23 protein-coding genes and 1 pseudogene are annotated in these 21,368 nt (G+C 72.5%); 22 read left to right on the top strand and 2 right to left on the bottom strand.

Annotated elements, in window-relative coordinates:
* Window positions 1-2: 2 nt before the first annotated feature.
* The 4 genes from rho (at window position 3) to prmC (ending at window position 4,337) form a co-directional block, all read left to right on the top strand.
* Window positions 3-1,958 carry a transcription termination factor Rho gene (gene rho / locus DSZ44_RS06300; RefSeq protein ID WP_220035123.1) on the top strand — a complete coding sequence of 652 codons (1,956 nt, stop codon included), beginning with the start codon at window positions 3-5 and terminating at the stop codon, window positions 1,956-1,958.
* Window positions 1,959-2,090: 132 nt separating this feature from the next.
* Entirely contained in the window at window positions 2,091-2,300 is a 210-nt protein-coding gene (gene rpmE, locus DSZ44_RS06295) for a 50S ribosomal protein L31 (protein ID WP_110851764.1), read from the top strand.
* Window positions 2,301-2,428: 128 nt separating this feature from the next.
* Complete coding sequence (gene prfA / locus DSZ44_RS06290) at window positions 2,429-3,490, top strand: peptide chain release factor 1 (RefSeq protein ID WP_373681240.1); 1,062 nt, start codon at window positions 2,429-2,431, stop codon at window positions 3,488-3,490.
* Window positions 3,483-4,337: a peptide chain release factor N(5)-glutamine methyltransferase gene (gene prmC, locus DSZ44_RS06285; protein ID WP_110851762.1), complete on the top strand. Its 855-nt coding sequence runs from the start codon at window positions 3,483-3,485 to the stop codon at window positions 4,335-4,337. The genes prfA and prmC overlap by 8 nt, the downstream gene beginning before the upstream one ends.
* On the opposite strand, the gene DSZ44_RS06280 is transcribed toward prmC, so the two are convergent.
* Window positions 4,297-4,659, bottom strand: coding sequence for a VanZ family protein (locus DSZ44_RS06280; protein WP_110851761.1), 363 nt, complete (start codon window positions 4,657-4,659; stop codon window positions 4,297-4,299). The genes prmC and DSZ44_RS06280 overlap by 41 nt on opposite strands.
* 51 nt (window positions 4,660-4,710) lie before the next feature.
* On the opposite strand from DSZ44_RS06280, the gene DSZ44_RS06275 reads away from it, so the two are divergent.
* The 18 genes and pseudogenes from DSZ44_RS06275 (at window position 4,711) to DSZ44_RS06195 (ending at window position 19,632) form a co-directional block, all read left to right on the top strand.
* Entirely contained in the window at window positions 4,711-5,403 is a 693-nt protein-coding gene (locus DSZ44_RS06275; RefSeq protein WP_110851760.1) for an L-threonylcarbamoyladenylate synthase, read from the top strand.
* Window positions 5,400-6,512, top strand: a complete 1,113-nt coding sequence (locus DSZ44_RS06270) for an MraY family glycosyltransferase (RefSeq protein ID WP_110851759.1) — start codon at window positions 5,400-5,402, stop codon at window positions 6,510-6,512. The genes DSZ44_RS06275 and DSZ44_RS06270 overlap by 4 nt, the downstream gene beginning before the upstream one ends.
* A complete protein-coding gene (locus DSZ44_RS06265; RefSeq protein ID WP_110851758.1) occupies window positions 6,509-6,949 on the top strand; it encodes a Cg1360 family ATP-synthase-associated protein in 441 nt (146 codons plus the stop codon). Before DSZ44_RS06270 ends, DSZ44_RS06265 begins: the two co-directional genes overlap by 4 nt.
* A 348-nt stretch (window positions 6,950-7,297) precedes the next feature.
* Window positions 7,298-8,101 (top strand): F0F1 ATP synthase subunit A, encoded by an 804-nt coding sequence (gene atpB, locus DSZ44_RS06260; RefSeq protein WP_373681239.1) that lies wholly within the window; start codon window positions 7,298-7,300, stop codon window positions 8,099-8,101.
* Between the two features lie 93 nt (window positions 8,102-8,194).
* Window positions 8,195-8,398: an ATP synthase F0 subunit C gene (atpE, locus tag DSZ44_RS06255; RefSeq protein ID WP_110851925.1), complete on the top strand. Its 204-nt coding sequence runs from the start codon at window positions 8,195-8,197 to the stop codon at window positions 8,396-8,398.
* Window positions 8,398-8,982, top strand: coding sequence for a F0F1 ATP synthase subunit B (locus DSZ44_RS06250; RefSeq protein WP_110851757.1), 585 nt, complete (start codon window positions 8,398-8,400; stop codon window positions 8,980-8,982). The genes atpE and DSZ44_RS06250 overlap by 1 nt, the downstream gene beginning before the upstream one ends.
* Window positions 8,982-9,797, top strand: coding sequence for a F0F1 ATP synthase subunit delta (locus DSZ44_RS06245; protein ID WP_110851756.1), 816 nt, complete (start codon window positions 8,982-8,984; stop codon window positions 9,795-9,797). Before DSZ44_RS06250 ends, DSZ44_RS06245 begins: the two co-directional genes overlap by 1 nt.
* A gap of 59 nt (window positions 9,798-9,856) precedes the next feature.
* Window positions 9,857-11,491, top strand: coding sequence for a F0F1 ATP synthase subunit alpha (gene atpA / locus DSZ44_RS06240; protein ID WP_110851755.1), 1,635 nt, complete (start codon window positions 9,857-9,859; stop codon window positions 11,489-11,491).
* Window positions 11,492-11,493: 2 nt separating this feature from the next.
* The gene (locus tag DSZ44_RS06235) at window positions 11,494-12,387 is read left to right on the top strand and encodes a F0F1 ATP synthase subunit gamma (protein ID WP_110851754.1); all 894 of its coding nucleotides are present in this window, start codon (window positions 11,494-11,496) and stop codon (window positions 12,385-12,387) included.
* A 46-nt stretch (window positions 12,388-12,433) separates the two neighbouring features.
* Window positions 12,434-13,903 carry a F0F1 ATP synthase subunit beta gene (gene atpD / locus DSZ44_RS06230; protein WP_110851753.1) on the top strand — a complete coding sequence of 490 codons (1,470 nt, stop codon included), beginning with the start codon at window positions 12,434-12,436 and terminating at the stop codon, window positions 13,901-13,903.
* Between the two features lie 3 nt (window positions 13,904-13,906).
* Window positions 13,907-14,197, top strand: coding sequence for a F0F1 ATP synthase subunit epsilon (locus DSZ44_RS06225; protein ID WP_110851752.1), 291 nt, complete (start codon window positions 13,907-13,909; stop codon window positions 14,195-14,197).
* Window positions 14,198-14,208: 11 nt separating this feature from the next.
* The gene (locus DSZ44_RS06220; RefSeq protein WP_110851751.1) at window positions 14,209-14,625 is read left to right on the top strand and encodes a DUF2550 domain-containing protein; all 417 of its coding nucleotides are present in this window, start codon (window positions 14,209-14,211) and stop codon (window positions 14,623-14,625) included.
* Window positions 14,626-14,722: 97 nt separating this feature from the next.
* Window positions 14,723-15,418 (top strand): endonuclease NucS, encoded by a 696-nt coding sequence (gene nucS, locus DSZ44_RS06215; protein ID WP_110851750.1) that lies wholly within the window; start codon window positions 14,723-14,725, stop codon window positions 15,416-15,418.
* A gap of 253 nt (window positions 15,419-15,671) precedes the next feature.
* Window positions 15,672-15,794: pseudogene (locus DSZ44_RS19005) on the top strand (type IV toxin-antitoxin system AbiEi family antitoxin domain-containing protein); the annotation flags it as partial.
* An 81-nt stretch (window positions 15,795-15,875) separates the two neighbouring features.
* On the top strand, window positions 15,876-16,604 hold the full coding sequence (locus DSZ44_RS06210) for a type IV toxin-antitoxin system AbiEi family antitoxin (protein WP_258369265.1): 729 nt from the start codon (window positions 15,876-15,878) through the stop codon (window positions 16,602-16,604).
* A 102-nt stretch (window positions 16,605-16,706) separates the two neighbouring features.
* A complete protein-coding gene (locus DSZ44_RS06205; protein WP_110851748.1) occupies window positions 16,707-17,918 on the top strand; it encodes an N-acetylglucosamine-6-phosphate deacetylase in 1,212 nt (403 codons plus the stop codon).
* Window positions 17,918-19,348, top strand: a complete 1,431-nt coding sequence (locus tag DSZ44_RS06200) for a GH1 family beta-glucosidase (protein ID WP_110851747.1) — start codon at window positions 17,918-17,920, stop codon at window positions 19,346-19,348. Before DSZ44_RS06205 ends, DSZ44_RS06200 begins: the two co-directional genes overlap by 1 nt.
* On the top strand, window positions 19,348-19,632 hold the full coding sequence (locus DSZ44_RS06195) for an Rv1322 family protein (RefSeq protein ID WP_110851746.1): 285 nt from the start codon (window positions 19,348-19,350) through the stop codon (window positions 19,630-19,632). The genes DSZ44_RS06200 and DSZ44_RS06195 overlap by 1 nt, the downstream gene beginning before the upstream one ends.
* A 66-nt stretch (window positions 19,633-19,698) precedes the next feature.
* Here the strand turns inward: DSZ44_RS06195 and DSZ44_RS06190 are convergent, their stop codons facing one another.
* Entirely contained in the window at window positions 19,699-21,234 is a 1,536-nt protein-coding gene (locus tag DSZ44_RS06190) for an HNH endonuclease signature motif containing protein (RefSeq protein ID WP_110851745.1), read from the bottom strand.
* Window positions 21,235-21,368: the final 134 nt, after the last annotated feature.

Genomic DNA, 21,368 nt, shown 5'->3' with positions numbered 1-21,368 from the left:
CCATGAAGCTGGCCGAGCTCCAGTCGCTCGCCGCCGGCATGGGGCTCAAGGGCACCACCCGGATGCGCAAGAGCGACCTCGTCGCCGCCATCCGCGACGCCCGCGGGAGCTCGAGCGGCGCCGGCGCCGCCGCGTCCCGCACGGCGCCCGCCGGCTCCGCCAGCGAGGCGCCCGCCGCCTCCGCAGCCTCCTCCGACGCGCCGGCCTCCTCCGACGGGCGGGCCTCCACCAACGGGCGGGCCTCCTCCGACGGGCCGGCCTCCACCGACGCCGCCTCCACCGACGCACCGGCCTCCACCGACGCCGCCCCCAGCGACGGTCCGGCGCCGCGTCGTGGACGCAGCCGCCGCGCCTCCGCCGAGGCCGGCCAGCCGCGTGCAGGCAGCCAGGCGGCCGAGCAGCCCGCCGTGACCGAGGACGGCGGCGAGCGGCAGCGCCCGCCCCGCCGTGAACGTGCCGAGCAGCGGGACCGTGCGGAGCAGCGTGACCGTGGGCAGGGCGAGCAGCGTGAGCGCTCCCAGGCCGAGCGGCGCGAGCGTGCGCAGGCGGAGCAGCAGCCCGAGCAGCCGGCCGCCCGCCAGCAGCGTGAGCCGGTCGACCGGGAGCGTGCCGTCAAGGCCCTCGAGGCGATCGAGCTGCCGGCCCCGCGTGACGAGGCCGAGGACCGCCGCGAGGACGCACGCCGCAGCGAGCAGCGCCGCGCCGAGCCGGAGACCGACCGCACCGGACGCAACCGCCGCCGCAACCGGGACCGCAACCGCAAGCGCCGGCCCGGCGGGGGAGACCTCCCCGGCTTCGACGAGCTCGAGGTCACCGAGGACGACGTCCTGCTCCCCGTCGCGGGCATCCTCGACATCCTCGACAACTACGCCTTCGTCCGCACGAGCGGCTACCTGCCCGGGCCCAACGACGTCTACGTCTCGCTCAACCAGGTGAAGAAGCACGGCCTGCGCAGGGGCGACGCCGTCACCGGCGCCGTGCGCCAGCCGCAGGACGAGCAGCAGCGCCAGAAGTTCAACGCTCTCGTGCGCCTGGACTCCGTCAACGGCACGCCGGCCGACCGTGCACGCCAGCGCCCGGAGTTCTCCAAGCTGACGCCGCTCTACCCCCAGGAGCCGCTGCGCCTGGAGACGGTCTCCTCGGCGATGACGGGGCGGATCGTCGACCTCGTCGCCCCCATCGGCAAGGGCCAGCGCGGCCTCATCGTCGCCCCGCCCAAGGCCGGCAAGACGATCGTCATGCAGCAGATGGCGAACGCGATCACGACGAACAACCCTGAGGTCCACCTCATGGTGGTGCTCGTGGACGAGCGGCCCGAAGAGGTCACCGACATGCAGCGCACGGTCAAGGGTGAGGTCATCGCCTCGACCTTCGACCGGCCGGCCTCGGACCACACGATCGTCGCCGAGCTCGCCATCGAGCGCGCCAAGCGTCTCGTCGAGCTGGGGCAGGACGTCGTCGTGCTCCTCGACTCGATCACCCGCCTGTCGCGTGCCTACAACCTCGCCGCACCCGCCTCGGGCCGGATCCTGTCCGGCGGCGTGGACGCCTCGGCGCTCTACCCGCCCAAGCGCTTCTTCGGCGCGGCCCGCAACATCGAGGACGGCGGCTCGCTCACCATCGTCGCCTCCGCGCTCGTGGAGACCGGCTCGAAGATGGACGAGGTGATCTTCGAGGAGTTCAAGGGCACGGGGAACATGGAGCTGCGGCTGTCGCGTTCCCTCGCCGACAAGAGGATCTTCCCGGCGGTGGACGTCAACGCGTCCGGCACCCGCCGCGAGGAGCTGCTCCTGTCGCCCGAGGAGCTGCGGATCGTGTGGAAGCTGCGGCGCGTCATGAGCGGCCTCGACCAGCAGCAGGCCGTCGAGCTGCTCCTCGGCAAGATGCGCGGGACGAGCTCGAACGCCGAGTTCCTGCTCACCGTGCAGAAGACCACACCCGGGATGGGCAACGACTGATGCCACCGGCCCTCGGGCCGTGGGAAGATATCCGCACGCCGCGGCGTTCTGGCACGATGGAACGTCGACTTCCGGTTCACGGCACGTACCGCGCGGGCCGACCCGGGAGCGAAGCACACCAAGGAGACACACATGAAGCAGGGCATCCACCCCGAGTACGTCACCACCACGGTGACGTGTACCTGTGGGAACACGTTCGAGACCCGCTCCACCGCCACCAGCGGCGAGATCCACGCTGACGTCTGCAGCGCCTGCCACCCGTTCTACACGGGCAAGCAGAAGATCCTCGACACCGGTGGTCGGGTCGCGCGCTTCGAGCAGCGGTACGGCAAGCGCAAGTAGTAGTCGTCCAGCGCCGGTGGGAGCATCCCACCGGCGCTGTCGTCTGCCCACCCCCATGCCAGGAACGTCGCCATCGGTGGGCCCGGAGAGGAGCGAGCGTGAGTGAGGACTTCTCGGCTGTCGAGCCGATGCTGGCCGAGCACGCCGAGATCGAGCAGGCGCTGGCGGACCCGGGCGTCCACGCGGACGCCGGCAAGGCCAAGCGGCTGGGGCGGCGCTACGCCGAGCTGACCCGCGTCGTGTCGGCCTACACCGCCTGGCGCACCGCCACCGACGACGCCGAGGCCGCCGCCGAGCTCGCCGAGGTGGACGAGTCCTTCGCCGCCGAGCTGCCGACGCTGCGCAAGGCCGCCGACGACGCCGCCGAGCACCTGCGCACCGTCCTCGTCCCGCAGGACCCCGACGACGGCCGCGACGTCATCCTCGAGATCAAGGCGGGGGAGGGCGGGGAGGAGTCCGCGCTCTTCGCCGGCGACCTCCTGCGCATGTACCTGCGCTACGCCGAGCGCCGCGGGTGGTCCACCCAGCTCATCAGCGCCACCGAGTCCGACCTCGGCGGCTACAAGGACGTCGCCGTCGCCGTGAAGACGCGCGGCAGCCTCGACGACCCGTCAGACGGGGTGTGGGCCAGCCTCAAGTACGAGGGCGGGGTCCACCGCGTCCAGCGGGTGCCAGTCACCGAGTCGCAGGGCCGCATCCACACCTCCGCGGCCGGCGTGCTCGTGCTGCCGGAGGCGGACGACCCGGGCGAGGTCGAGATCGACCAGAACGACCTGCGCATCGACGTCTACCGCTCCTCCGGCCCCGGTGGCCAGAGCGTCAACACGACCGACTCCGCCGTGCGCATCACCCACGTCCCCACCGGGATCGTCGTGTCGATGCAGAACGAGAAGTCCCAGCTGCAGAACCGCGAGCAGGCGATGCGCGTCCTGCGCGCGCGGCTCCTCGCCGCCCGCCAGCAGGAGGCGGCGGCGGCCGCGTCCGCCACGCGCCGCTCCCAGGTGCGCACGGTGGACCGCTCCGAGCGGATCCGCACGTACAACTACCCCGAGAACCGGATCGCCGACCACCGCACCGGGTTCAAGGCCTACAACCTCGACCACGTCCTGGACGGCGACCTCGCGGCCGTCATCGCCTCCGCCGTCGAGCTGGACGCCGCCGAGCGGCTCGCCGCCGCCGCCCATGCCTGAGGACCCCGCCGACGTCTCGTGGCGGGAGGCCGTCCGGGGCGCCGCAGCGCTGCTCGCGGACGCCGGGGTGCCCTCGCCCGACGTCGACGCGCGGCTCCTGGCCGAGCACGTCCTCGCCGGCCCGCTCGTCACCGCCGAACGGCCGGGCCCTGACCAGCTCACCGACTTCGCCGCCCTCGTCGACCGGCGACGGCGCCGCGAGCCGCTCCAGCACCTCACCGGGGAGATGTTCTTCCGTCACCTGCGCCTCGTGAGCGAGCCGGGTGCCTTCGTCGTGCGTCCCGAGACCGAGATGGTCGCCGAGGAGGCCATCACCGCCGCTCGGCAGCTGCCCGCACCGCGCGTCGTCGACCTGTGCACGGGATCGGGGGCGATCGCGCTCGCCGTCGCCACCGAGGTGCCCACGGCCGCCGTCTGGGCGGTCGAGCTGAGCCCGCAGGCGCTCGCCGTCGCCGCCCGCAACGTCGCCGACCTCGCCCCGCACGTCACCCTCGTCCCCGGCGACGCCGCGACGGCGCTGCCCGAGCTGGACGGCACGGTCGACGTCGTCGTCTCCAACCCGCCGTACGTGCCGCCGGACGCCGTTCCCCACGACCCCGAGGTCCGCGACCACGACCCCGACCTCGCCCTCTACGGCGGCGGGACCGACGGACTCGACGTCCCGCGCGCCGTCCTGCTCACCGCGGCGCGGCTGCTGCGCCCCGGCGGGACCGTGGTGATGGAGCACGCGGAGGTCCAGGCCGCCGCCGCCCGTGCGGCCTGCGTGCAGACCGGCGCGTTCAGCGACGTCCGCACCGTGCGGGACCTCACCGGCCGGGACCGGATGGTCGTCGCCCGGCGCGGGTGACCAGCGCTGCCGCGGCCCACCCGAGCGCCACGCCGACGACGTCCGCCAGGGCGTCCCACGGGTCGCCCGAGCGTCCCGGCAGCAGGACGTGCTGCACCGCCTCGCTCACCACCGCGTGGACGAGCGCGAGCGGCACCACCCACCGCGCCGGCAGCCCCGCCCACAGCGCCGCGGCGACGACGAGCGCGAAGATGCCGACGTGGGCGACCTTGTCCGCCCCCGGGAACAGGTCCGGACCGTCGCCCGGGACCCGCGGGACGTACAGCGCCGCGAAATGGAGGAGGAGCGCGAGGGCGAGGACGGCGCGCCGGAGGTGGGTCATGGCCCGTGAGGATGTCATCCGCCCGCCGGTGCCCGTGGGAGGATCCGGTACGTGAGCGTGTACGACTGCACCCAGCCCGAGAGCCGCGACGAGGGCATCGACGCCGCGGCCACCGCCCTGTCCGCCGGTGGACTCGTGGTTCTGCCGACCGACACCGTGTACGGCATCGGCGCCGCTGCCTTCGACCCCGCCGCCGTCGCTGCCCTCCTCGCCGCCAAGGGTCGCGGGCGCCAGAGCCCGCCGCCCGTCCTCGTCCCCGCCCCGGCCACGGTCGCCGGCCTGGCCACCGACGTGCCCGCCGCCGTCCACACCCTTCTCGAGACCTTCTGGCCGGGCCCGCTCACCGTCATCTGCCGCGCCCAGCCGACCCTCGCGTGGGACCTCGGCGACACCGGCGGGACCGTGGCCCTGCGCATGCCCGACGACGAGGTCGCCCTGGCCTTGCTCACCCGGACCGGCCCGCTGGCCGTCTCCAGCGCCAACCGGCACGGCCGCCCCGCCGCCACCACCGTCCTCGAGGCGGCCACCGCGCTCGGGGACACCGTCGAGGTCTACCTCGACGGCGGACCCTCCCGCGGGGGAGTGGCCTCGACGATCATCGACGCGACCGGCCCCACGCTGCGGGTCGTGCGGGCCGGGGCGCTGAGCCTGGACGAGCTCACCGCCGTCGTCCCCGAGATCACCGACGTCGAGCGGCCCGCCTCCGCCGAGGACGGCGCGAAGGACGGTGCCGTCGGGCCGTGAGGGTCTACCTGCTCGTGATGCTCGTCGCGGCCGTCGTCACCTTCATCGCCACCCCGGTGGCGCTCCGGCTGGCCCGGCTGACGAACGCGCTGACCCCGGTCCGCGCGCGCGACGTGCACACGGTGCCCACCCCCCGGCTGGGCGGGCTGGCGATGCTCGCCGGCTTCGCCGTCGCGCTGCTCCTCGGCTCCCGCGTCCCCTTCCTCGACGGCGTCTTCGAGTCGGGGCAGCCGTGGGCCATCCTCGGTGGCGCGGCGCTCGTGTGCCTGCTCGGCGTTGCCGACGACGTCTGGGACCTGGACTGGATGACGAAGCTCGCGGGGCAGGTCCTCGCCGCCGGCCTCATCGCGTGGCAGGGCGTCCAGCTCATCACCTTCCCGGTCTTCGGGCTCACCATCGGTTCCGCGCGGCTGTCCCTCGTCGCGACCATCCTCGTCGTCGTCGTCGCGATGAACGCCGTGAACTTCGTCGACGGCCTGGACGGTCTGGCCGCCGGGATGATGGCGATCGGGGGACTGGCCTTCTTCGGCTACACCTACCTCCTCACCCGCACCGACTCCCCCGGGGACTACTCCAACCTCGCGACGGTGGTGATCGCCGCCGTCGTCGGCACGTGCCTGGGGTTCCTGCCGCACAACTTCCACCCGGCGCGCATCTTCATGGGCGACTCCGGCTCGATGTTCCTCGGCCTCACCGTCGCGGCCGCGGCGATCACCGTGACCGGCCAGATCGACCCGGCCACCTCCACCGCCGGCCAGGTGCTGCCCGCCTTCGTCCCGATCCTCCTGCCGGTCGCCGTCCTCCTGCTGCCGCTGCTCGACATGACGCTCGCCGTCACGCGGCGGCTACGGGCGGGGGAGTCGCCCTTCAAGGCCGACCGCATGCACCTGCACCACCGCCTGCTCGCGTGGGGGCACAGCCACCGCCGGGCGGTCCTGGTCATGTACCTGTGGACCACCGTCTTCTCGTTCAGCGCCGCCGCGCTCGTCGTCCTCGACGGCCGCACGGTGCTCGTCGGCACCGGCGTCGCCGTGGTCGTCGCCCTGCTCGTCACCGTCGGCAAGCTCCCCGGGCTGCGCCGTTCCCGCCACGCGAAGGAGTCCGCATGACCTCCCCGTCCCCGTCCCCCCTGCGCACGATGTTCCGCACCGTGCTGCGCCAGATGGCCCTGCTCCTGGCGGTGCTCGGAGTCGGCAGCTGCGTCGTCGGCTACCTCGTGGCGGACATGCCGGGCCTGTGGGGCGGGGTGCTCGGCACCGCCATGGTCGCCTTCTTCACGCTGACGACGGCGGTCGTCATGGTCGCGACGGCCGACCGGCCCCTGTACGTGGCCAGCGCGGCCCTCGTGGGGAGCTGGCTCGCGAAGGTCGTCGTCGTCTTCGTCGTCCTCCTCCTCGTGCGGGGGCGCGACTTCTACGACCCGGTGGTCTTCTTCGCCACCCTCGTGCTCGCGATCCTCGGCTCCGTGGCGATCGAGATGTCCGCGGCGCTCAGGGCCCGGGTGCCCAACGTCGACCCCTCGGCCCGTGAGGGCGACGGAGTCTGAGAGGTTGACGCTGTGGCCTTGCTCACGTCGAGGGCCGGCCGAGCGCGGCCGAGCGGCGTAGGAGTACGCTCCGCGCACCCGCCGCCGGCCGGCGCAAACCGTGGCGACGTCGGGGCGGACCGCGCGTGACCTGCACGGTGACCGGGCGCACGGTGCGACGGCACCCGGGCGGCGCCGTCGTCGGCAGCCGGGGACCACGGTCCGCACGCCCGGTCGGCGACCGTGCGCCGTGCTGGGCGGTCCCACGCATACGTTAGGCTTGACCCGATCCTGACAACGCGGTCCTTCACCGCAATCCCGACCGACTCTTGGGGGTCCGCCCTGTCTGCCGCCGCGACTCTCCTCCCCCTGGCCGTGGGCGTCACGAGCGCCGCCGGTGAGGGCGAGGGCTTTCACGCCCCGACGCTGCAGGGCGAGTTCTTCCCCGGCGCGTTCCTCTTCGAGGGCACGCCCTTCGAGTTCAACCGGATCATGCTCGTGCGCGTCGTCGCCACGCTGCTCATCGTCACCGTCTTCTGGCTCGCCGCCCGTCGCGCCCGGCTCGTACCGGGCCGTTTCCAGGGCGCGATCGAGATGGCCCTCGACTTCGTCCGGGTCAACATCGCCGAGGAGGTCCTCGGCAAGGAGAGCGGGAGGCGCGCCACGGCGCTGCTCACCGTGATCTTCTTCGGCGTCTTCGCCATGAACATCACGGGTGTCATCCCGCTGCTCAACATCGCGGGCTCCTCGGTCATCGGCGTGCCCCTCGTCTTCGCGGTCATCGCCTACGTCGGCTTCATCGTCGCCGGCGTGCGGTCCCAGGGGGCGGGCGGCTTCCTCAAGTCCTCGCTCTTCCCGCCCGGGGTGCCGAAGTTCCTCTACGTCATCCTCACGCCGATCGAGTTCCTCTCGACGTTCATCCTGCGGCCGATCACGCTGACGATCCGTCTCCTCGCGAACATGCTCGTCGGCCACCTCCTGCTCGTGCTCTGCTTCGGGGCCACCCACTTCCTGTTCTTCGAGGCCGCCGGCGGCCTGAAGATCCTCGGGTCGGTCACCCTCGCGGCGGGCTTCGCGTTCACGATCTTCGAGATCTTCATCGCGGCGCTCCAGGCCTTCATCTTCACGCTCCTCACCGCTGTGTACATCCAGCTGTCCGAGGAAGCGCACTGACCTGACCGACGACCCGGGCCACGAGGACCGGGTCATCACCCCAACGTGCCGGGCATGGGCCTGGGACAACAACGGAAGGAACACCCCGTGGAAATCACTGGTGACATCGCCACCATCGGTTACGGCCTCGCCACGATCGGCCCCGGTATCGGTCTGGGACTTCTCGTCGCCAAGACCCAGGAGGCCACGGCCCGTCAGCCCGAGGTTGCCGGCCCCCTCCGCGTCAACATGTTCATCGGTGCCGCCCTCGTCGAGGCGCTCGGCCTGATCGGCTTCGCCGCGGGCTTCGTGTTCTGATGCTGTCCACGGCGCTGGTCCGAGCGGCGGAAGAGGGGGGACAGAACCCCCTCATCCCGGCGGACTACGACATCATCTGGTCCGCGCTCTGCATCGCGGTCATCGCCTTCTTCTTCGTCAAGCTCATCCTGCCGGTCTTCACGCGCATCCTCGACGAGCGCACCGAGAAGATCGAGGGTGGCCTCAAGGCCGGCGAGAACGCGCGGGCCGAGGCCGAGGAGCTGCGCTCGGAGATCGAGCGTGAGCTCACCGAGGCGCGGGTCGAGGCGGCCCGGGTCCGTGAGCAGGCGCAGGAGGACGCAAAGGTCATCGCGGCGGACGTCCGGGCCCAGGCCCGCACCGACGCCGAGCGGATCGTCGAGAGCGCCCACCGGCAGATCGAGGCGGAGCGTCAGCAGGCCGCCGCGTCCCTGCGCACCGACATCGGCGCGCTGGCGACCACCCTCGCCGAGCGCATCGTCGGTGAGTCCCTGGCCGACGAGCAGCGTCGTCAGCGTGTCATCGACCGCTTCCTCGACGAGCTCGACGCCCAGACCGAGCTTGTCCCCGGCGGGGAGAAGGTCGGCGGAGCGACGGAGGCGTGATGCGAGCGAGCAGCCAGGCCGCACTGCGTGCGGCGAGCGAGCGGTGGGAGGTCGCCCTCCGCGAGGCGGGCGAGCGCGGGCGTGAGCTCGGCTCCCAGCTCTTCGAGGTGACCGACACGCTGGCGTCCTCCGGGTCGCTGCGGCGGGCGCTGACGGACCCGGCTCGCACCGGTGACGCCAAGGCCCGGCTCGTCGCCTCCCTGTTCGACGGCAAGGTCGCGCCCGAGGTGGTCGACCTGCTCGCCGGCATGTCCCGCTCGCGGTGGTCCGCGGACGAGGACCTCGGCGCGGCCGTCGAGGAGCTCGGCACCGCCTCGGTGCTGGCCTCCGCGCAGTCGCGCGGCGCGCTGCTCGAGGTCGAGGAGGAGCTCTTCCGCACCGAGCGGCTGCTCGCCTCCGACCGGGAGCTGCGGGCGGCTCTCGCCAACCGCGACATCGCTGCCGAGCGACGGGTCGCGCTGATCGACTCCCTCATCGCCGACCGCGCCAGTGCCGAGACCCGCCTCATCGTGCGGCGTCTCGTCACCACCCCGCGCGCCGGCTCGCTCGCCAGCGCGCTGCGGCGCGTGGGTGAGCTCGCCGCCGCCCGGCGCGACCGGGTCGTGGCGAACGTGACGGCGGCCTCGCCGCTCACCCAGGCGCAGGAGGCCCGGCTCGCCGAGATCCTCCAGCGCGCCTACGGCAGCGCCGTCCAGGTCAACGTGGGCATCGACCCGCAGGTCCTGGGCGGGATGCGCATCCAGGTGGGCTCCGAGGTCATCGACGGCACCACGCTCACCCGCCTGCAGGACGCCCGACGCCGCTTTGCCGGCTGACCCACACCCCGCACCACTTGACGAACCGCGACCACAGTCGCCAAGGAGAAGGAACCGCAATGGCCGAGCTGACGATCAAGCCCGAGGAGATCAGGGCGGCGCTGGACAGCTTCGTCGACTCCTACCAGCCGACCGAGGCCGTGGGGGAGGAGGTCGGGCGCGTCACCGTCGCCGGTGACGGCATCGCGCGTGTCGAGGGTCTGCCCGGCACGATGGCGAACGAGCTGCTCCGCTTCGAGGACGGCACCCTGGGCCTCGCCCTCAACCTCGACGTCCGGGAGATCGGCGTCATCGTGCTCGGTGAGTTCACCGGGATCGAGGAGGGCCAGGCCGTGCACCGCACGGGCGAGGTGCTCTCCACCCCCGTGGGTGACAACTTCCTGGGCCGCGTCGTCGACCCGACGGGCAAGCCGATCGACGGGCTCGGCCCGATCGAGGCCGAGGCGATGCGCGCCCTGGAGCTCCAGGCGCCCGGCGTCATGCACCGCAAGAGCGTCCACGAGCCGCTCCAGACCGGCATGAAGGCCATCGACTCGATGATCCCCATCGGTCGCGGCCAGCGTCAGCTCATCATCGGCGACCGTGGCACCGGCAAGACCGCCATCGCCGTGGACACGATCCTCAACCAGAAGGCGAACTGGGACAGCGGCGACCCGGACAAGCAGGTCCGCTGCATCTACGTCGCCATCGGCCAGAAGGGCTCGACCATCGCCTCCGTGCGCGGTCGCCTCGAGGCGGCCGGCGCCCTGGAGTACACGACGATCGTCGCGGCGCCCGCCTCCGACCCGGCCGGCTTCAAGTACATCGCCCCCTACACCGGCTCGGCCATCGGCCAGCACTGGATGTACCAGGGCAAGCACGTCCTCATCGTCTTCGACGACCTGTCCAAGCAGGCCGAGGCCTACCGCGCCGTGTCGCTGCTGCTGCGCCGCCCGCCGGGCCGCGAGGCCTACCCGGGTGACGTCTTCTACCTGCACTCCCGTCTGCTCGAGCGCTGCGCGAAGCTCTCCGACGAGCTGGGCGCGGGCTCGATGACCGGCCTGCCGATCATCGAGACCAAGGCCAACGACGTCTCGGCGTACATCCCGACCAACGTCATCTCGATCACCGACGGCCAGATCTTCCTCCAGTCGGACCTCTTCAACTCCGACCAGCGACCCGCCGTCGACGTCGGCATCTCGGTGTCCCGAGTCGGTGGTGACGCCCAGGTCAAGGCGATGAAGAAGGTCTCCGGCACGCTGAAGATCACCCTCGCGCAGTACCGCTCCATGGCGGCCTTCGCGATGTTCGCCTCGGACCTCGACCCGACCACGCGTCAGCAGCTGACCCGCGGTGAGAAGCTCATGGAGCTGCTCAAGCAGCCCCAGTACTCGCCCTACCCGGTCGAGGACCAGATCGCCTCGATCTGGGCCGGCACCAACGGCTACCTCGACGACGTCGAGACCAGCCAGGTCCGCCGCTTCGAGAAGGAGATGCTCGACCACCTCCGCCGCTCCACCGAGGTCCTCCAGACGCTCGCCACCACCGGCAAGCTCGAGAAGGAGACCGAGGACGCGATGCGCGCCGGCATCGAGGACTTCCGCAAGGGCTTCCTCGCCGGGGACGGCACGCTGTCCTCCGAGCCGGCCGCCCCCGAGGCCGACCCGCTGGTCGAGACCGAGCAGGAGCAGATCGTCGCCGAGAAGCGGGGCTGAGCGTGGGGGCCCAGCAGCGCGTCTACAAGCAGCGGATCCGCTCCACGCAGACGCTGAAGAAGATGTTCCGCGCGATGGAGCTCATCGCCGCCTCGCGGATCGGTCGCGCCCGTGACCAGGCCACCAAGGCCAGCCCGTACGCCGTCGCGCTCACCCGCGCGACGTCGGCGGTCGCGGCGCACGCGCACGTCGGTCACCCGATCCTGCGCGAGCGTCACGACACGAACCGGGTCGCGGTGCTCGTCCTGGCCGCCGACCGCGGCATGGCCGGCTCCTACACCGCCAGCGTCCTGCGCGCCGCCGAGCAGCTCACCGAGCGGCTCACGGCCGAGGGCAAGGAGATCGACCTCTACGTCGTCGGGCGTCGTGGCATCGGCTACTTCACCTTCCGCGGCCAGCGGATCGTCAAGAGCTGGGAGGGGCAGTCGGACAAGCCGGACGCCCAGCTCGCCCGCGAGATCTCCGAGACGCTCCTCGAGGCCTTCCTCGCCCCGGCCGGCGCCGGCGGCGTGAGCGAGCTGCACATCGTGTTCACGAAGTTCGTCTCCATGGTCAGCCAGGAGCCCTTCGTGCGACGGATGCTGCCGCTCGAGGTCGTCGAGGGCGTGGCCGAGGCCGGCGCCAAGCCGCTGCCGCTGTACGAGTTCGAGCCGTCCGCGGACGCCGTCCTCGACCAGCTGCTCCCGCTGTACGTGCGCAGCCGCATCTACAACGCCCTCCTGCAGGCGGCCGCCTCCGAGCTGGCGAGCCGGCAGCGGGCCATGCACACCGCCGTCGAGAACGCCGAGGACCTCATCGCCACGTACACGCGGCTGGCGAACTCGGCACGACAGGCCGAGATCACTCAGGAGCTCACCGAGATCGTCTCGGGAGCCGACGCACTGGCAGCGAGCTGAACGTGCGTACCCAGTCCACTGCCGCCCGCACCGAAGGAAACTGACAATGACTGCCACGACCGAGTCCCGCACCGAGCAGGCCGCGCCCGGCGTCGGCCGGATCGCCCGGGTCACCGGACCGACGATCGACGTCGAGTTCGCCCCCGACGAGATCCCCTCGATCTACAACGCGCTCGTCGCGTCGGTGGACAAGTCCACCATCGGCCAGGGCGAGGGCACGCTGGAGATGACCTTCGAGGTCAACCAGCACCTCGGTGACAACCTCATCCGCGCGGTCGCCCTCAAGCCGACCGACGGCCTGGTCCGCGGCATGGAGGTGCGCGACACCGGCAGCCCGATCACCGTGCCCGTCGGCGACGTCACCAAGGGCCACGTCTTCTCCGTGACGGGCGAGCCGCTCAACCTCAAGGAGGGCGAGACGCTCGAGGTCACCGAGCGCTGGCCCATCCACCGCAAGCCCCCGAGCTTCGACCAGCTCGAGTCGAAGACCACGATGTTCGAGACGGGCATCAAGGTCATCGACCTCCTCACCCCGTACGTGCAGGGCGGGAAGATCGGTCTCTTCGGTGGTGCGGGCGTCGGCAAGACGGTCCTCATCCAGGAGATGATCCAGCGCGTGGCGCAGGACCACGGTGGTGTGTCGGTGTTCGCCGGTGTCGGTGAGCGCACCCGTGAGGGCAACGACCTCATCATGGAGATGGAGGAGGCCGGCGTCTTCGACAAGACCGCCCTGGTCTTCGGCCAGATGGACGAGCCGCCGGGCACGCGTCTGCGCGTGGCCCTCTCCGCGCTGACGATGGCGGAGTACTTCCGCGACGTCCAGCAGCAGGAGGTGCTGCTCTTCATCGACAACATCTTCCGCTTCACGCAGGCCGGTTCCGAGGTCTCCACGCTGCTGGGGCGTATGCCCTCCGCCGTGGGCTACCAGCCGAACCTCGCGGACGAGATGGGCATCCTCCAGGAGCGCATCACCTCCACGCGCGGCCACTCGATCACCTCGCTGCAGGCGATCTACGTCCCCGCCGACGACTACACCGACCCGGCGCCGGCGACGACCTTCGCCCACCTGGACGCCACGACCGAGCTCTCGCGAGACATCGCCTCGCGCGGTCTCTACCCCGCCGTGGACCCGCTCACCTCGACCTCGCGGATCCTCGACCCGCAGTTCGTGGGCCAGCAGCACTACGAGGTCGCCACCCGCGTGAAGTCCATCCTCCAGAAGAACAAGGAGCTGCAGGACATCATCGCGATCCTCGGTGTCGACGAGCTCTCCGAGGAGGACAAGATCACCGTCGCGCGTGCGCGCCGCATCGAGCAGTTCCTCTCGCAGAACACCTACACCGCGGTGAAGTTCACCGGTGTCGAGGGTTCGACCGTGCCGGTCTCCGAGACGGTCGAGGCCTTCCGCCGGATCGCCGACGGTGAGTACGACGAGATCCCTGAGCAGGCGTTCTTCAACATCGGTGGCATCGAGGACCTCGAGCGCAACTGGTCGAAGATCCAGAAGGAGTCCTGATCGGTGGCCCTCACGGTGCAGATCGTGGGTCCTGACCGGACCCTGTGGAGCGGGGACGCGGCCTCGGTCAGCGTCCCCGCCGCGGACGGCGTGCTGGGCATCCTGCCCGGCCGCCAGCCGGTGCTTGCCGTGCTGCGGCCGGGCAAGGTCACCATCAGCCAGTCGGGGGGCGCCTCGGAGTCGGTGGACATCCAGGGTGGGTTCGTGTCGTTCGACGACGACGACGTCATGATCGTCGTCGACGAGCAGGACGAGCGGCGCGCGGACAACGCCGAAGCCGCCGTCGAGCACTAGGAGCGGCCGCTGTGGGCTGGACGTGGCTGCTGTGGCTGCTCGTCCTGCTCGCCGTGCTCGCGCTGCTGGTCGGGCTGTGGATGCTCGTGCGTCTGCGGGCGCTGGGGCGGGTGGTCGGCTCGTTCTCGTGCGCGTGGCGCGCCCCCGAGTCGCAGGACTGGTCGAGCGGCGTGGCCGTGTACGGGGTGGAGCGGATCGACTGGTTCCGGATGCTCTCGCTGCGGCCGGGTCCGGCGGCGCGGTGGCGGCGCAGCGAGCTCGTCATCGAGCCGGGTCGCCGCGTGCTGCCCGGCAGCGCGTGGGGCGCGGTGGAGGTCGAGTGCCGCGTCGGCCGTGACTGCTTCTACCTCGCGCTGGAGGGTGATGCGCTGGCGGGCCTGACGAGCTGGCTCGAGTCCAGCCCGCCCGTCGACCGCGGCGCCGCCTGACCCGCCCCGCCCCCGCCCCCGCCCCCGCCCCGCCCCGCCCCTTCCAGCGCCGACAGCTGACTTGTTACTCGCGACGTCGTCCCGGAGGTAACCGATCGTGCGCACCGTCATCGCCCGCTGCTCGGTGGACTACACCGGGCGCCTCGACGCCCACCTCGCGCTGGCCACCCGCCTCCTCATGGTCAAGGCGGACGGCTCGGTCCTCGTGCACTCCGACGGCGGGTCCTACAAGCCGCTCAACTGGATGAGCCCGCCGTGCCGGCTCGAGGTCGGGCAGCCCGACGCCGACGACGCCGCGGCCGGTGCCCAGGAGGTCTGGACGGTCCAGAACGCGAAGACCGACGACCGGCTCGTGGTCAAGATCCACGAGGTCCTCCACGACGGCACCTACGACCTGGGCGTCGACCCCGGCCTGGTCAAGGACGGCGTCGAGGCCCACCTCCAGCAGCTGCTCGCCGAGCAGATCGATCTGCTCGGCCCCGGTCACCGGCTCGTCCGCCGGGAGTTCCCGACGGCGATCGGTCCGGTCGACATCCTCGCGCGCGACTCGCAGGAGCGGGCGGTGGCGGTCGAGATCAAGCGCCGCGGCGAGATCGACGGCGTCGAGCAGCTGACCCGGTACCTCGAGCTGCTCAACCGCGACCCCCACCTCACGCCCGTCCAGGGCGTCTTCGCGGCTCAGGAGATCAAGCCCCAGGCGCGGGTCCTCGCCGAGGACCGCGGCATCCGGTGCCTCGTCCTCGACTACAACGCCATGCGCGGCCTCGACGACCCCGACACCCGTCTCTTCTGACCCCCTCCCGCCGACAGCGCACTTACCGCCCAGAGCACACTTGCCGCCGAGAGCGCACTTGCCGCCGAGAGCGCACTTGCCGCCGAGAGCGCACTTGCCGCCGATAGCGCAGTTACCGCCGACAGCGCGGCTCTCGTTCGACGCGCGCGCAGCGGCCACGTGAGGTTGCTCCACACGCCACGCTGATGCGGGTGTCTCCACAAGCGTGCACGCGCGGGCGGCCCGGTCAGCGCCAGGGGCGCCACGGTTGTTCATGGCCTCATCAGTCCCTGACGACACGCCCTTCACCTCCCGCACGGCCGCGGCTCTCGGGATTCCCGACAAGGCACTCCGGTCCTTGTGCGAAGCAGGCGAGCTGGTGCGGCCGAGCCGCGGTGTCTACCTGCCAGCGCGACTGGCGGCCGACCCAGCAGCGCGGGCAGCCGCGATCGCGCTCGTCCTGCCAAGAGGTGCCGCGTTGGCCCGTGAGTCGGCGGCGTGGCTCATGGGCATCGACGTCAGACCCCCGAGTCGCTGGGAGGTCGTCCCACTGCTTGAGTGCCTGGTCCCGCTCGGTGCCACCCGTCCACGTCGGCCAGACCTCAACGCCTACGTCAGCGACCTCCCCGAGGACGACGTCGTGGACGTCGGTGGCGTCGCGTGCACGTCAGCGGTCCGCACAGCGCTGGACCTGGCGCGCTACCGCCCCCGCTTCCTCGGCCTGGACGCGGTCGACGCCATGGCGCACGAAGGCCTCGTGACAGTCGCCGGGCTGGAGGAAGCGGCGCGTCCGCTGCGCGGTCACCGGTTCATCCGCAGGGCGCGTGAGGTCATCGACCTGTGTGAACCGCGGACCGAGTCGATGGGGGAGTCCTGGAGCCGCCTCCGTGTCGTCGAGGCAGGCCTGCCGCGGCCGCAGGTCCAGGTCAGCCTCTGCGACGCCGACGGCCGGGAGATCTTCCGCATCGACATGGGGTACCTCAAGGAGCAGGTCGGTATCGAGTACGACGGCGTGGCGCACCACCTCAAGACGGCGGAGCAGCGGGCACGTGACGACGCACGCCGGGCGGAGATCAGGGACCGTTTCGGTTGGCGCGTGGCCGTGACGACCAAGGAGGACGTCTTCGGGCGGCGGCCACTCGTCGAGGGCACGGTGATGGAGATGCTCGGTCTGTCCTTCGAGGTCCGCCGCCGGGTGTGGGCCTGAGCGTCGACGGTAAGTGCGCTGTCGACGGTAAGTGCGCTGTCGGCGGTAGGTGCGCTGTCGGCGGGGTGGGGGGTCCTGGGTCACGGTTGGCATGATGGGGGGATGAGCACCGTCTCCCCGCGTTTGGTCCGCGGACGTGTCGTCACCCCCACCGCCGTCCTCGAGGACGGCGCCGTCGTGTGGGAGGGCGAGCGCCTCACCTGGGTCGGGGACGCCCGCGAGGCGCCCGGCGAGCTGCGCGAGGTGGTCGACGCCGCGACGCCCGTCGCCGGCTACGTCCTGCCCGGCCTCGTCGACCTCCACTGCCACGGCGGTGGCGGCGCGAGCTTCCCGGACGCCGAGGACGTCGAGACCGCACGCGTCGCCGTCGCCGAGCACCTGCGCCACGGCACCACCTCCCTCGTCGCCTCCCTCGTCACGGCGGCCCCGCAGGTCCTGCGCCAGCGCACCGGCGTCCTCGTCGAGCTCGCGGAGGCGGGGGAGATCGCCGGCATCCACTACGAGGGCCCGTTCATCTCCGCCGACCGCTGCGGCGCGCAGAACCCGGCCGCGATCCAGCAGCCCGACCCCGCGCTCACCCGCGAGCTCCTCGAGCTCGGCCGGGGCCACGTCGTGACGATGACCCTCGCCCCCGAGGCCCCGGGCGTCACGGGGGAGGAGGGCGTCACGCGCTCGCTCGCGTCGGGCGGGGCGCTGCCCTCCTTCGGGCACACGGTCGCCACGGCGCCGCAGGCGCGCGCCGCCGTCGTCGAGGCCGGTCGGATGCTCGCCGACGAGCCCGCCGCCCGCTCGGCGCGCCCCACGGTCACGCACCTGTGCAACGGGATGAATCCGATGCACCACCGCGCCCCGGGGCCCATCCCCGAGTTCCTCGCCGCCGCCGCGGACGGTCGTCTCGTCATCGAGCTCATCGCCGACGGCACCCACCTGGACCCGGCGCTCGTGCGCAGCTTCATGGAGATCGCCGGCCGTGAGAACGTCGCGCTCGTCACCGACGCGATGGCCGCTGCCGGCATGCCCGACGGCGACTACCAGCTTGGTTCCCTCGCCGTCACCGTCGCCGACGGCGTGGCGCGGCTGACCGAAGGCGGGTCCATCGCGGGGGGCACCGCGCACCTCATCGACGTCGTCCGCACCTCCGTCGCCGGGGGCGTCGACCTCGTCGACGCCGTGTACGCGGCCGCGACAACGCCCGCCGCCGTCCTCGGGGACGACGGCGTGGGGGTGCTCGAGGCGGGCCGGCGGGCCGACGTCGTCGTGACCGATACGGACCTACGCCCGGTGCGGGTCGTCAAGGGAGGGGTGGAGCTGTGATGTGGGAGGACTTCCGCTGGGGCGTGGCGACCGCCGCCTACCAGGTCGAGGGCGCGGCCCGGGAGGGTGGGCGCGGGCCGTCCATCTGGGACACGTTCTCGCACACGCCCGGCCGCGTGCTCGGTGGTGACACGGGCGACGTCGCGGTCGACCACTACCACCGGTGGCGCGAGGACGTCGCGCTCATGTCGCGGCTGGGGGTGCAGGCCTACCGCCTGTCGATCTCGTGGCCGCGGGTCCAGCCCGGCGGCCGCGGCCCGCTCAACCCCGAGGGTGTCGCCTTCTACCGCGACCTCCTCGACGAGCTGCGCGCCCGGGGCATCGCGCCCGTCGTCACGCTCTACCACTGGGACCTGCCGCAGGAGCTCGAGAACGCCGGGGGCTGGCCCAGCCGCGAGACCGCCCACGCCTTCGCCGAGTACGCCCGCCTCATGGCCCGCGAGCTGGGCGACCGCGTCGCGCTGTGGACCACACTCAACGAGCCGTGGTGCACCGCCTTCCTCGGCTACGCCTCCGGCGTCCACGCGCCGGGCCGCACCGAGCCGGCTGCCGCCCTCGCCGCGGCGCACCACCTCAACCTCGCCCACGGCCTGGCCACACTGGCCATCCGCGAGGAGCTCGGGGAGGACACCCCCGTGTCGATCTCCCTCAACCTCCACGTCACCCACCCCGCCGACCCAGAGTCTGGGCCGGACCTCGAGGCGGTCGCGCAGGTCGACGCGGTCGGCAACCACGTCTTCCTCGGGCCGCTCATGGACGGCAGCTACCCCACGCAGCTGCTGCGCGACACCGCTCACGTCACGGACTGGTCCTTCGTCCGTCCCGGCGACCTCACCGTCACGCGCCAGCGGCTGGACGTCCTGGGCGTCAACTACTACTCCACCCAGCTCGTGCGCCGGCACCACGGCGCGGGCACCGCCCCGCGGGCCGACGGCCACGGCGCGGCGGCCGCCTCGCCGTGGGTGGGGACGGAGGACGCCGTCGAGCTCCTCCCGGTCGACCCGCCGCACACGGCCATGGGCTGGAACATCCGGCCCGAGGCCCTGGAGGAGCTGCTCCTCGCGCTCGACAACGCCTACCCCGACCAGCCGCTCATGGTCACCGAGAACGGTGCGGCCTTCGACGGCGACGTGCCGGTGGACGGCCGCGTCCACGACACCGCCCGCGTCGCCTACCTCCACGACCACGTCGCCGCCGTCCTGCGCGCCAGGGAGGCGGGGGTGGACCTGCGCGGGTACCTCGCGTGGTCCTTCGTCGACAACTTCGAGTGGGCCTACGGGTACAGCAAGCGTTTCGGCATCGTCCACGTCGACCTCGACTCCCAGCGGCGCACGCCCAAGGACTCCGCGCTGTGGTACCGCGAGCTCATCCGCACCGGGCGGCTGCCCGGCGTGGAGGAGGCCGCGGCGCTGCCCCCGCTGGAGGGCTGATGGCCCGCGCGCGACGCGGACGCAAGCGCCCCTACGGGGACGCCCACGTCCCCCTCGACCCGGAGCGTCTCGGCGGCGTCGTCCGCAGCGAGACCGGCCCGGGCGGGGTGACGTACACGGTCCGCACCGTGCGCGGCGGGGAGAAGTCCTACCGCTGCCCGGGCTGCAACCAGCTCATCCCGCCGGGCGTCGCACATGTCGTCGCGTGGCCGACCGAGTCGCTCCTCGGCCCCGGCCTCGAGGACCGCCGCCACTGGCACACCGCCTGCTGGCGCCGCGGCTGAGCGCACGCCACCGGCTCGCGCACCCTGGCTGCCACGGCGGCAGAGGCTGCGCGCGGTCCTCTCGGCTCAGCGCGGCAGGTCCGCGTCCCACAGGGGCTGCGCCACGGCGGGGGAGTGTGGGCGAGGCGGCGGTGCCCCGCGGATCGAGGCCACGGCTCCACCGCCCTTGACCGCCGGGGGCGGCGACGTCGTCCTCACGTCGGCGGGCCGTCCTCCCGGTGGACCGGCGTTCACGTCGGCGTGCTGTGGAGCACCGGGCGGCTCCGCTGCCGAAGTCCCAGGCAGCAGGGGCCCGGGATCCCCTCGGGCGGAGGTGCCGATGTGGCGGCCGTCGCGGTGGTGGAAGTCGACACCGTCGGGGAGCGTCGTGATGACGACGTCATACTCGTGGACGCGGTGGTGGTGGTAGCTGCAGAGCGTGATGCCCTCGGCGAGGCTGGTGCTGCCGCCGCGGGAGAACCAGGTGATGTGGTGGACCTCGGACCAGGACGCGCGACGCCGGCAGCCGGGCCACATGCAGTGGCGGTCGCGGGTGGTGATCGCCCGCCGGAGCTCCTTGCTGTAGGTGCGCTGCGTGCGTCCGACGTCGAGCGGCACCCCGGCGGCGTCCATGACCATGCGGGTCAGCTCGCTGTCGCACATGAGCCGCTCCAGCTCCCCGAGCGGGACGACGGTGCCGTCCTCGAGCTGCCCCGGCGGCACGTCGGGCCATGGCGGACGCGACCCGTCTGGACATGACGCGAAGCGGCGGCGGCGTGCCAGGATGCCCACCCACGTCTCCTCCCGGACGATCACGGCCAGATGGGGGCGCACCTGTGCGCCGCCCAGGTCCGACCCGACCTGCAGGGTGCGGCTCGCCATGGCCGACAGGGCGTCCGCCATCCGTTGCTCGCGGGTGCGGTCGTCGTCGGCCGCCGGCCGCCCGGCGACGGCCTCCAGCGCGATGCGCAGCTCGTCACCGGCCACCGGGTCGAGGAAGAACTCCCCGGCCACCCCGCCGGCGTGACTCCGCAGGGTGAGGGAGCGGCGGCGGCGGACGGCGTCGAACTCGGCCTGCGCGGCGTCGGCGTCCACCCTGGCGGCCCACGCCTTGGCCTCCTTGCCCAGCTCGGGCGCGGTGAGCCCACGGCGGGTGGCACGCTCGAGGAGGGTGTCGAGGCCGCCGTCGGCCAGTGCGCCCTGCACCTCGGGAGAGGACTTCTCGCGGAGGCGGGTGAGCGCCCGAGCGTGCTCCAGGGTCACCTCGCCCCGCTCCACCGCCTCGGCGACCGCGGGCATCGCCTCGAGGCCCTCGGCGAGCCTGAGGTCCCCGACGGCCGCGCCGCGGCCGGCGCCGGTGGAGCGGGAACGGTAGTCGGCGAAGTCCCGGTCCTGCACGGAGCCCCAGCGTCCGTGCTCCCTGTGGGCGAGAAGGACCTGACCGCGGTAGACGGTGAGGTCCCGGATCGCGGCGTCCAGCTCGGCGACGACCGCCTCGCGATCCTCCCCGCTCCACCCGCCTGCGCCGACCCCGGGAGCACCGGCGCGAAGGGCCGACACCGCAGCGCGCACCTCGCGAGCGAGCGGGGCGGGGCCGGTGGGCGACGTCGTCGTCGTGGCCATGACCCTCACCTCCCTTGTCGAACGCGTGTTCCAAGAGTAGGACGAGGCACTGACATCGGGCGTCCGGGAACTCGCACGCGGAGAAGCCCTTCTCCACCTGTTGCCGGAGCGGTAGGGCGCCTATAGTGTCGCGA

Origin of the sequence: Georgenia satyanarayanai (assembly GCF_900116375.1) — a bacterium.
GTDB lineage: Bacteria > Actinomycetota > Actinomycetes > Actinomycetales > Actinomycetaceae > Oceanitalea > Oceanitalea nanhaiensis.
Note: the sequence above shows the minus strand (reverse complement) of the source record. Positions and strands in the feature narration are given on the sequence as shown.

Excerpts from the sequence above, each read along its gene's own strand:
- prfA (WP_373681240.1), top strand. The coding sequence starts at position 2,429 with ATGCTGGCCGAGCACGCCGAGATCGAGCAGGCGCTGGCGGACCCGGGC.
- atpA (WP_110851755.1), top strand. The coding sequence starts at position 9,857 with ATGGCCGAGCTGACGATCAAGCCCGAGGAGATCAGGGCGGCGCTGGAC.
- atpD (WP_110851753.1), top strand. The coding sequence starts at position 12,434 with ATGACTGCCACGACCGAGTCCCGCACCGAGCAGGCCGCGCCCGGCGTC.
- rho (WP_220035123.1), top strand. The coding sequence starts at position 3 with ATGAAGCTGGCCGAGCTCCAGTCGCTCGCCGCCGGCATGGGGCTCAAG.
- DSZ44_RS06195 (WP_110851746.1), top strand. The coding sequence starts at position 19,348 with ATGGCCCGCGCGCGACGCGGACGCAAGCGCCCCTACGGGGACGCCCAC.
- DSZ44_RS06205 (WP_110851748.1), top strand. The coding sequence starts at position 16,707 with ATGAGCACCGTCTCCCCGCGTTTGGTCCGCGGACGTGTCGTCACCCCC.
- DSZ44_RS06250 (WP_110851757.1), top strand. The coding sequence starts at position 8,398 with ATGCTGTCCACGGCGCTGGTCCGAGCGGCGGAAGAGGGGGGACAGAAC.
- DSZ44_RS06190 (WP_110851745.1), bottom strand. The coding sequence starts at position 21,234 with ATGGCCACGACGACGACGTCGCCCACCGGCCCCGCCCCGCTCGCTCGC.
- prmC (WP_110851762.1), top strand. The coding sequence starts at position 3,483 with ATGCCTGAGGACCCCGCCGACGTCTCGTGGCGGGAGGCCGTCCGGGGC.
- DSZ44_RS06200 (WP_110851747.1), top strand. The coding sequence starts at position 17,918 with ATGTGGGAGGACTTCCGCTGGGGCGTGGCGACCGCCGCCTACCAGGTC.
- DSZ44_RS06280 (WP_110851761.1), bottom strand. The coding sequence starts at position 4,659 with ATGACCCACCTCCGGCGCGCCGTCCTCGCCCTCGCGCTCCTCCTCCAT.
- rpmE (WP_110851764.1), top strand. The coding sequence starts at position 2,091 with ATGAAGCAGGGCATCCACCCCGAGTACGTCACCACCACGGTGACGTGT.
- DSZ44_RS06265 (WP_110851758.1), top strand. The coding sequence starts at position 6,509 with ATGACCTCCCCGTCCCCGTCCCCCCTGCGCACGATGTTCCGCACCGTG.
- DSZ44_RS06245 (WP_110851756.1), top strand. The coding sequence starts at position 8,982 with ATGCGAGCGAGCAGCCAGGCCGCACTGCGTGCGGCGAGCGAGCGGTGG.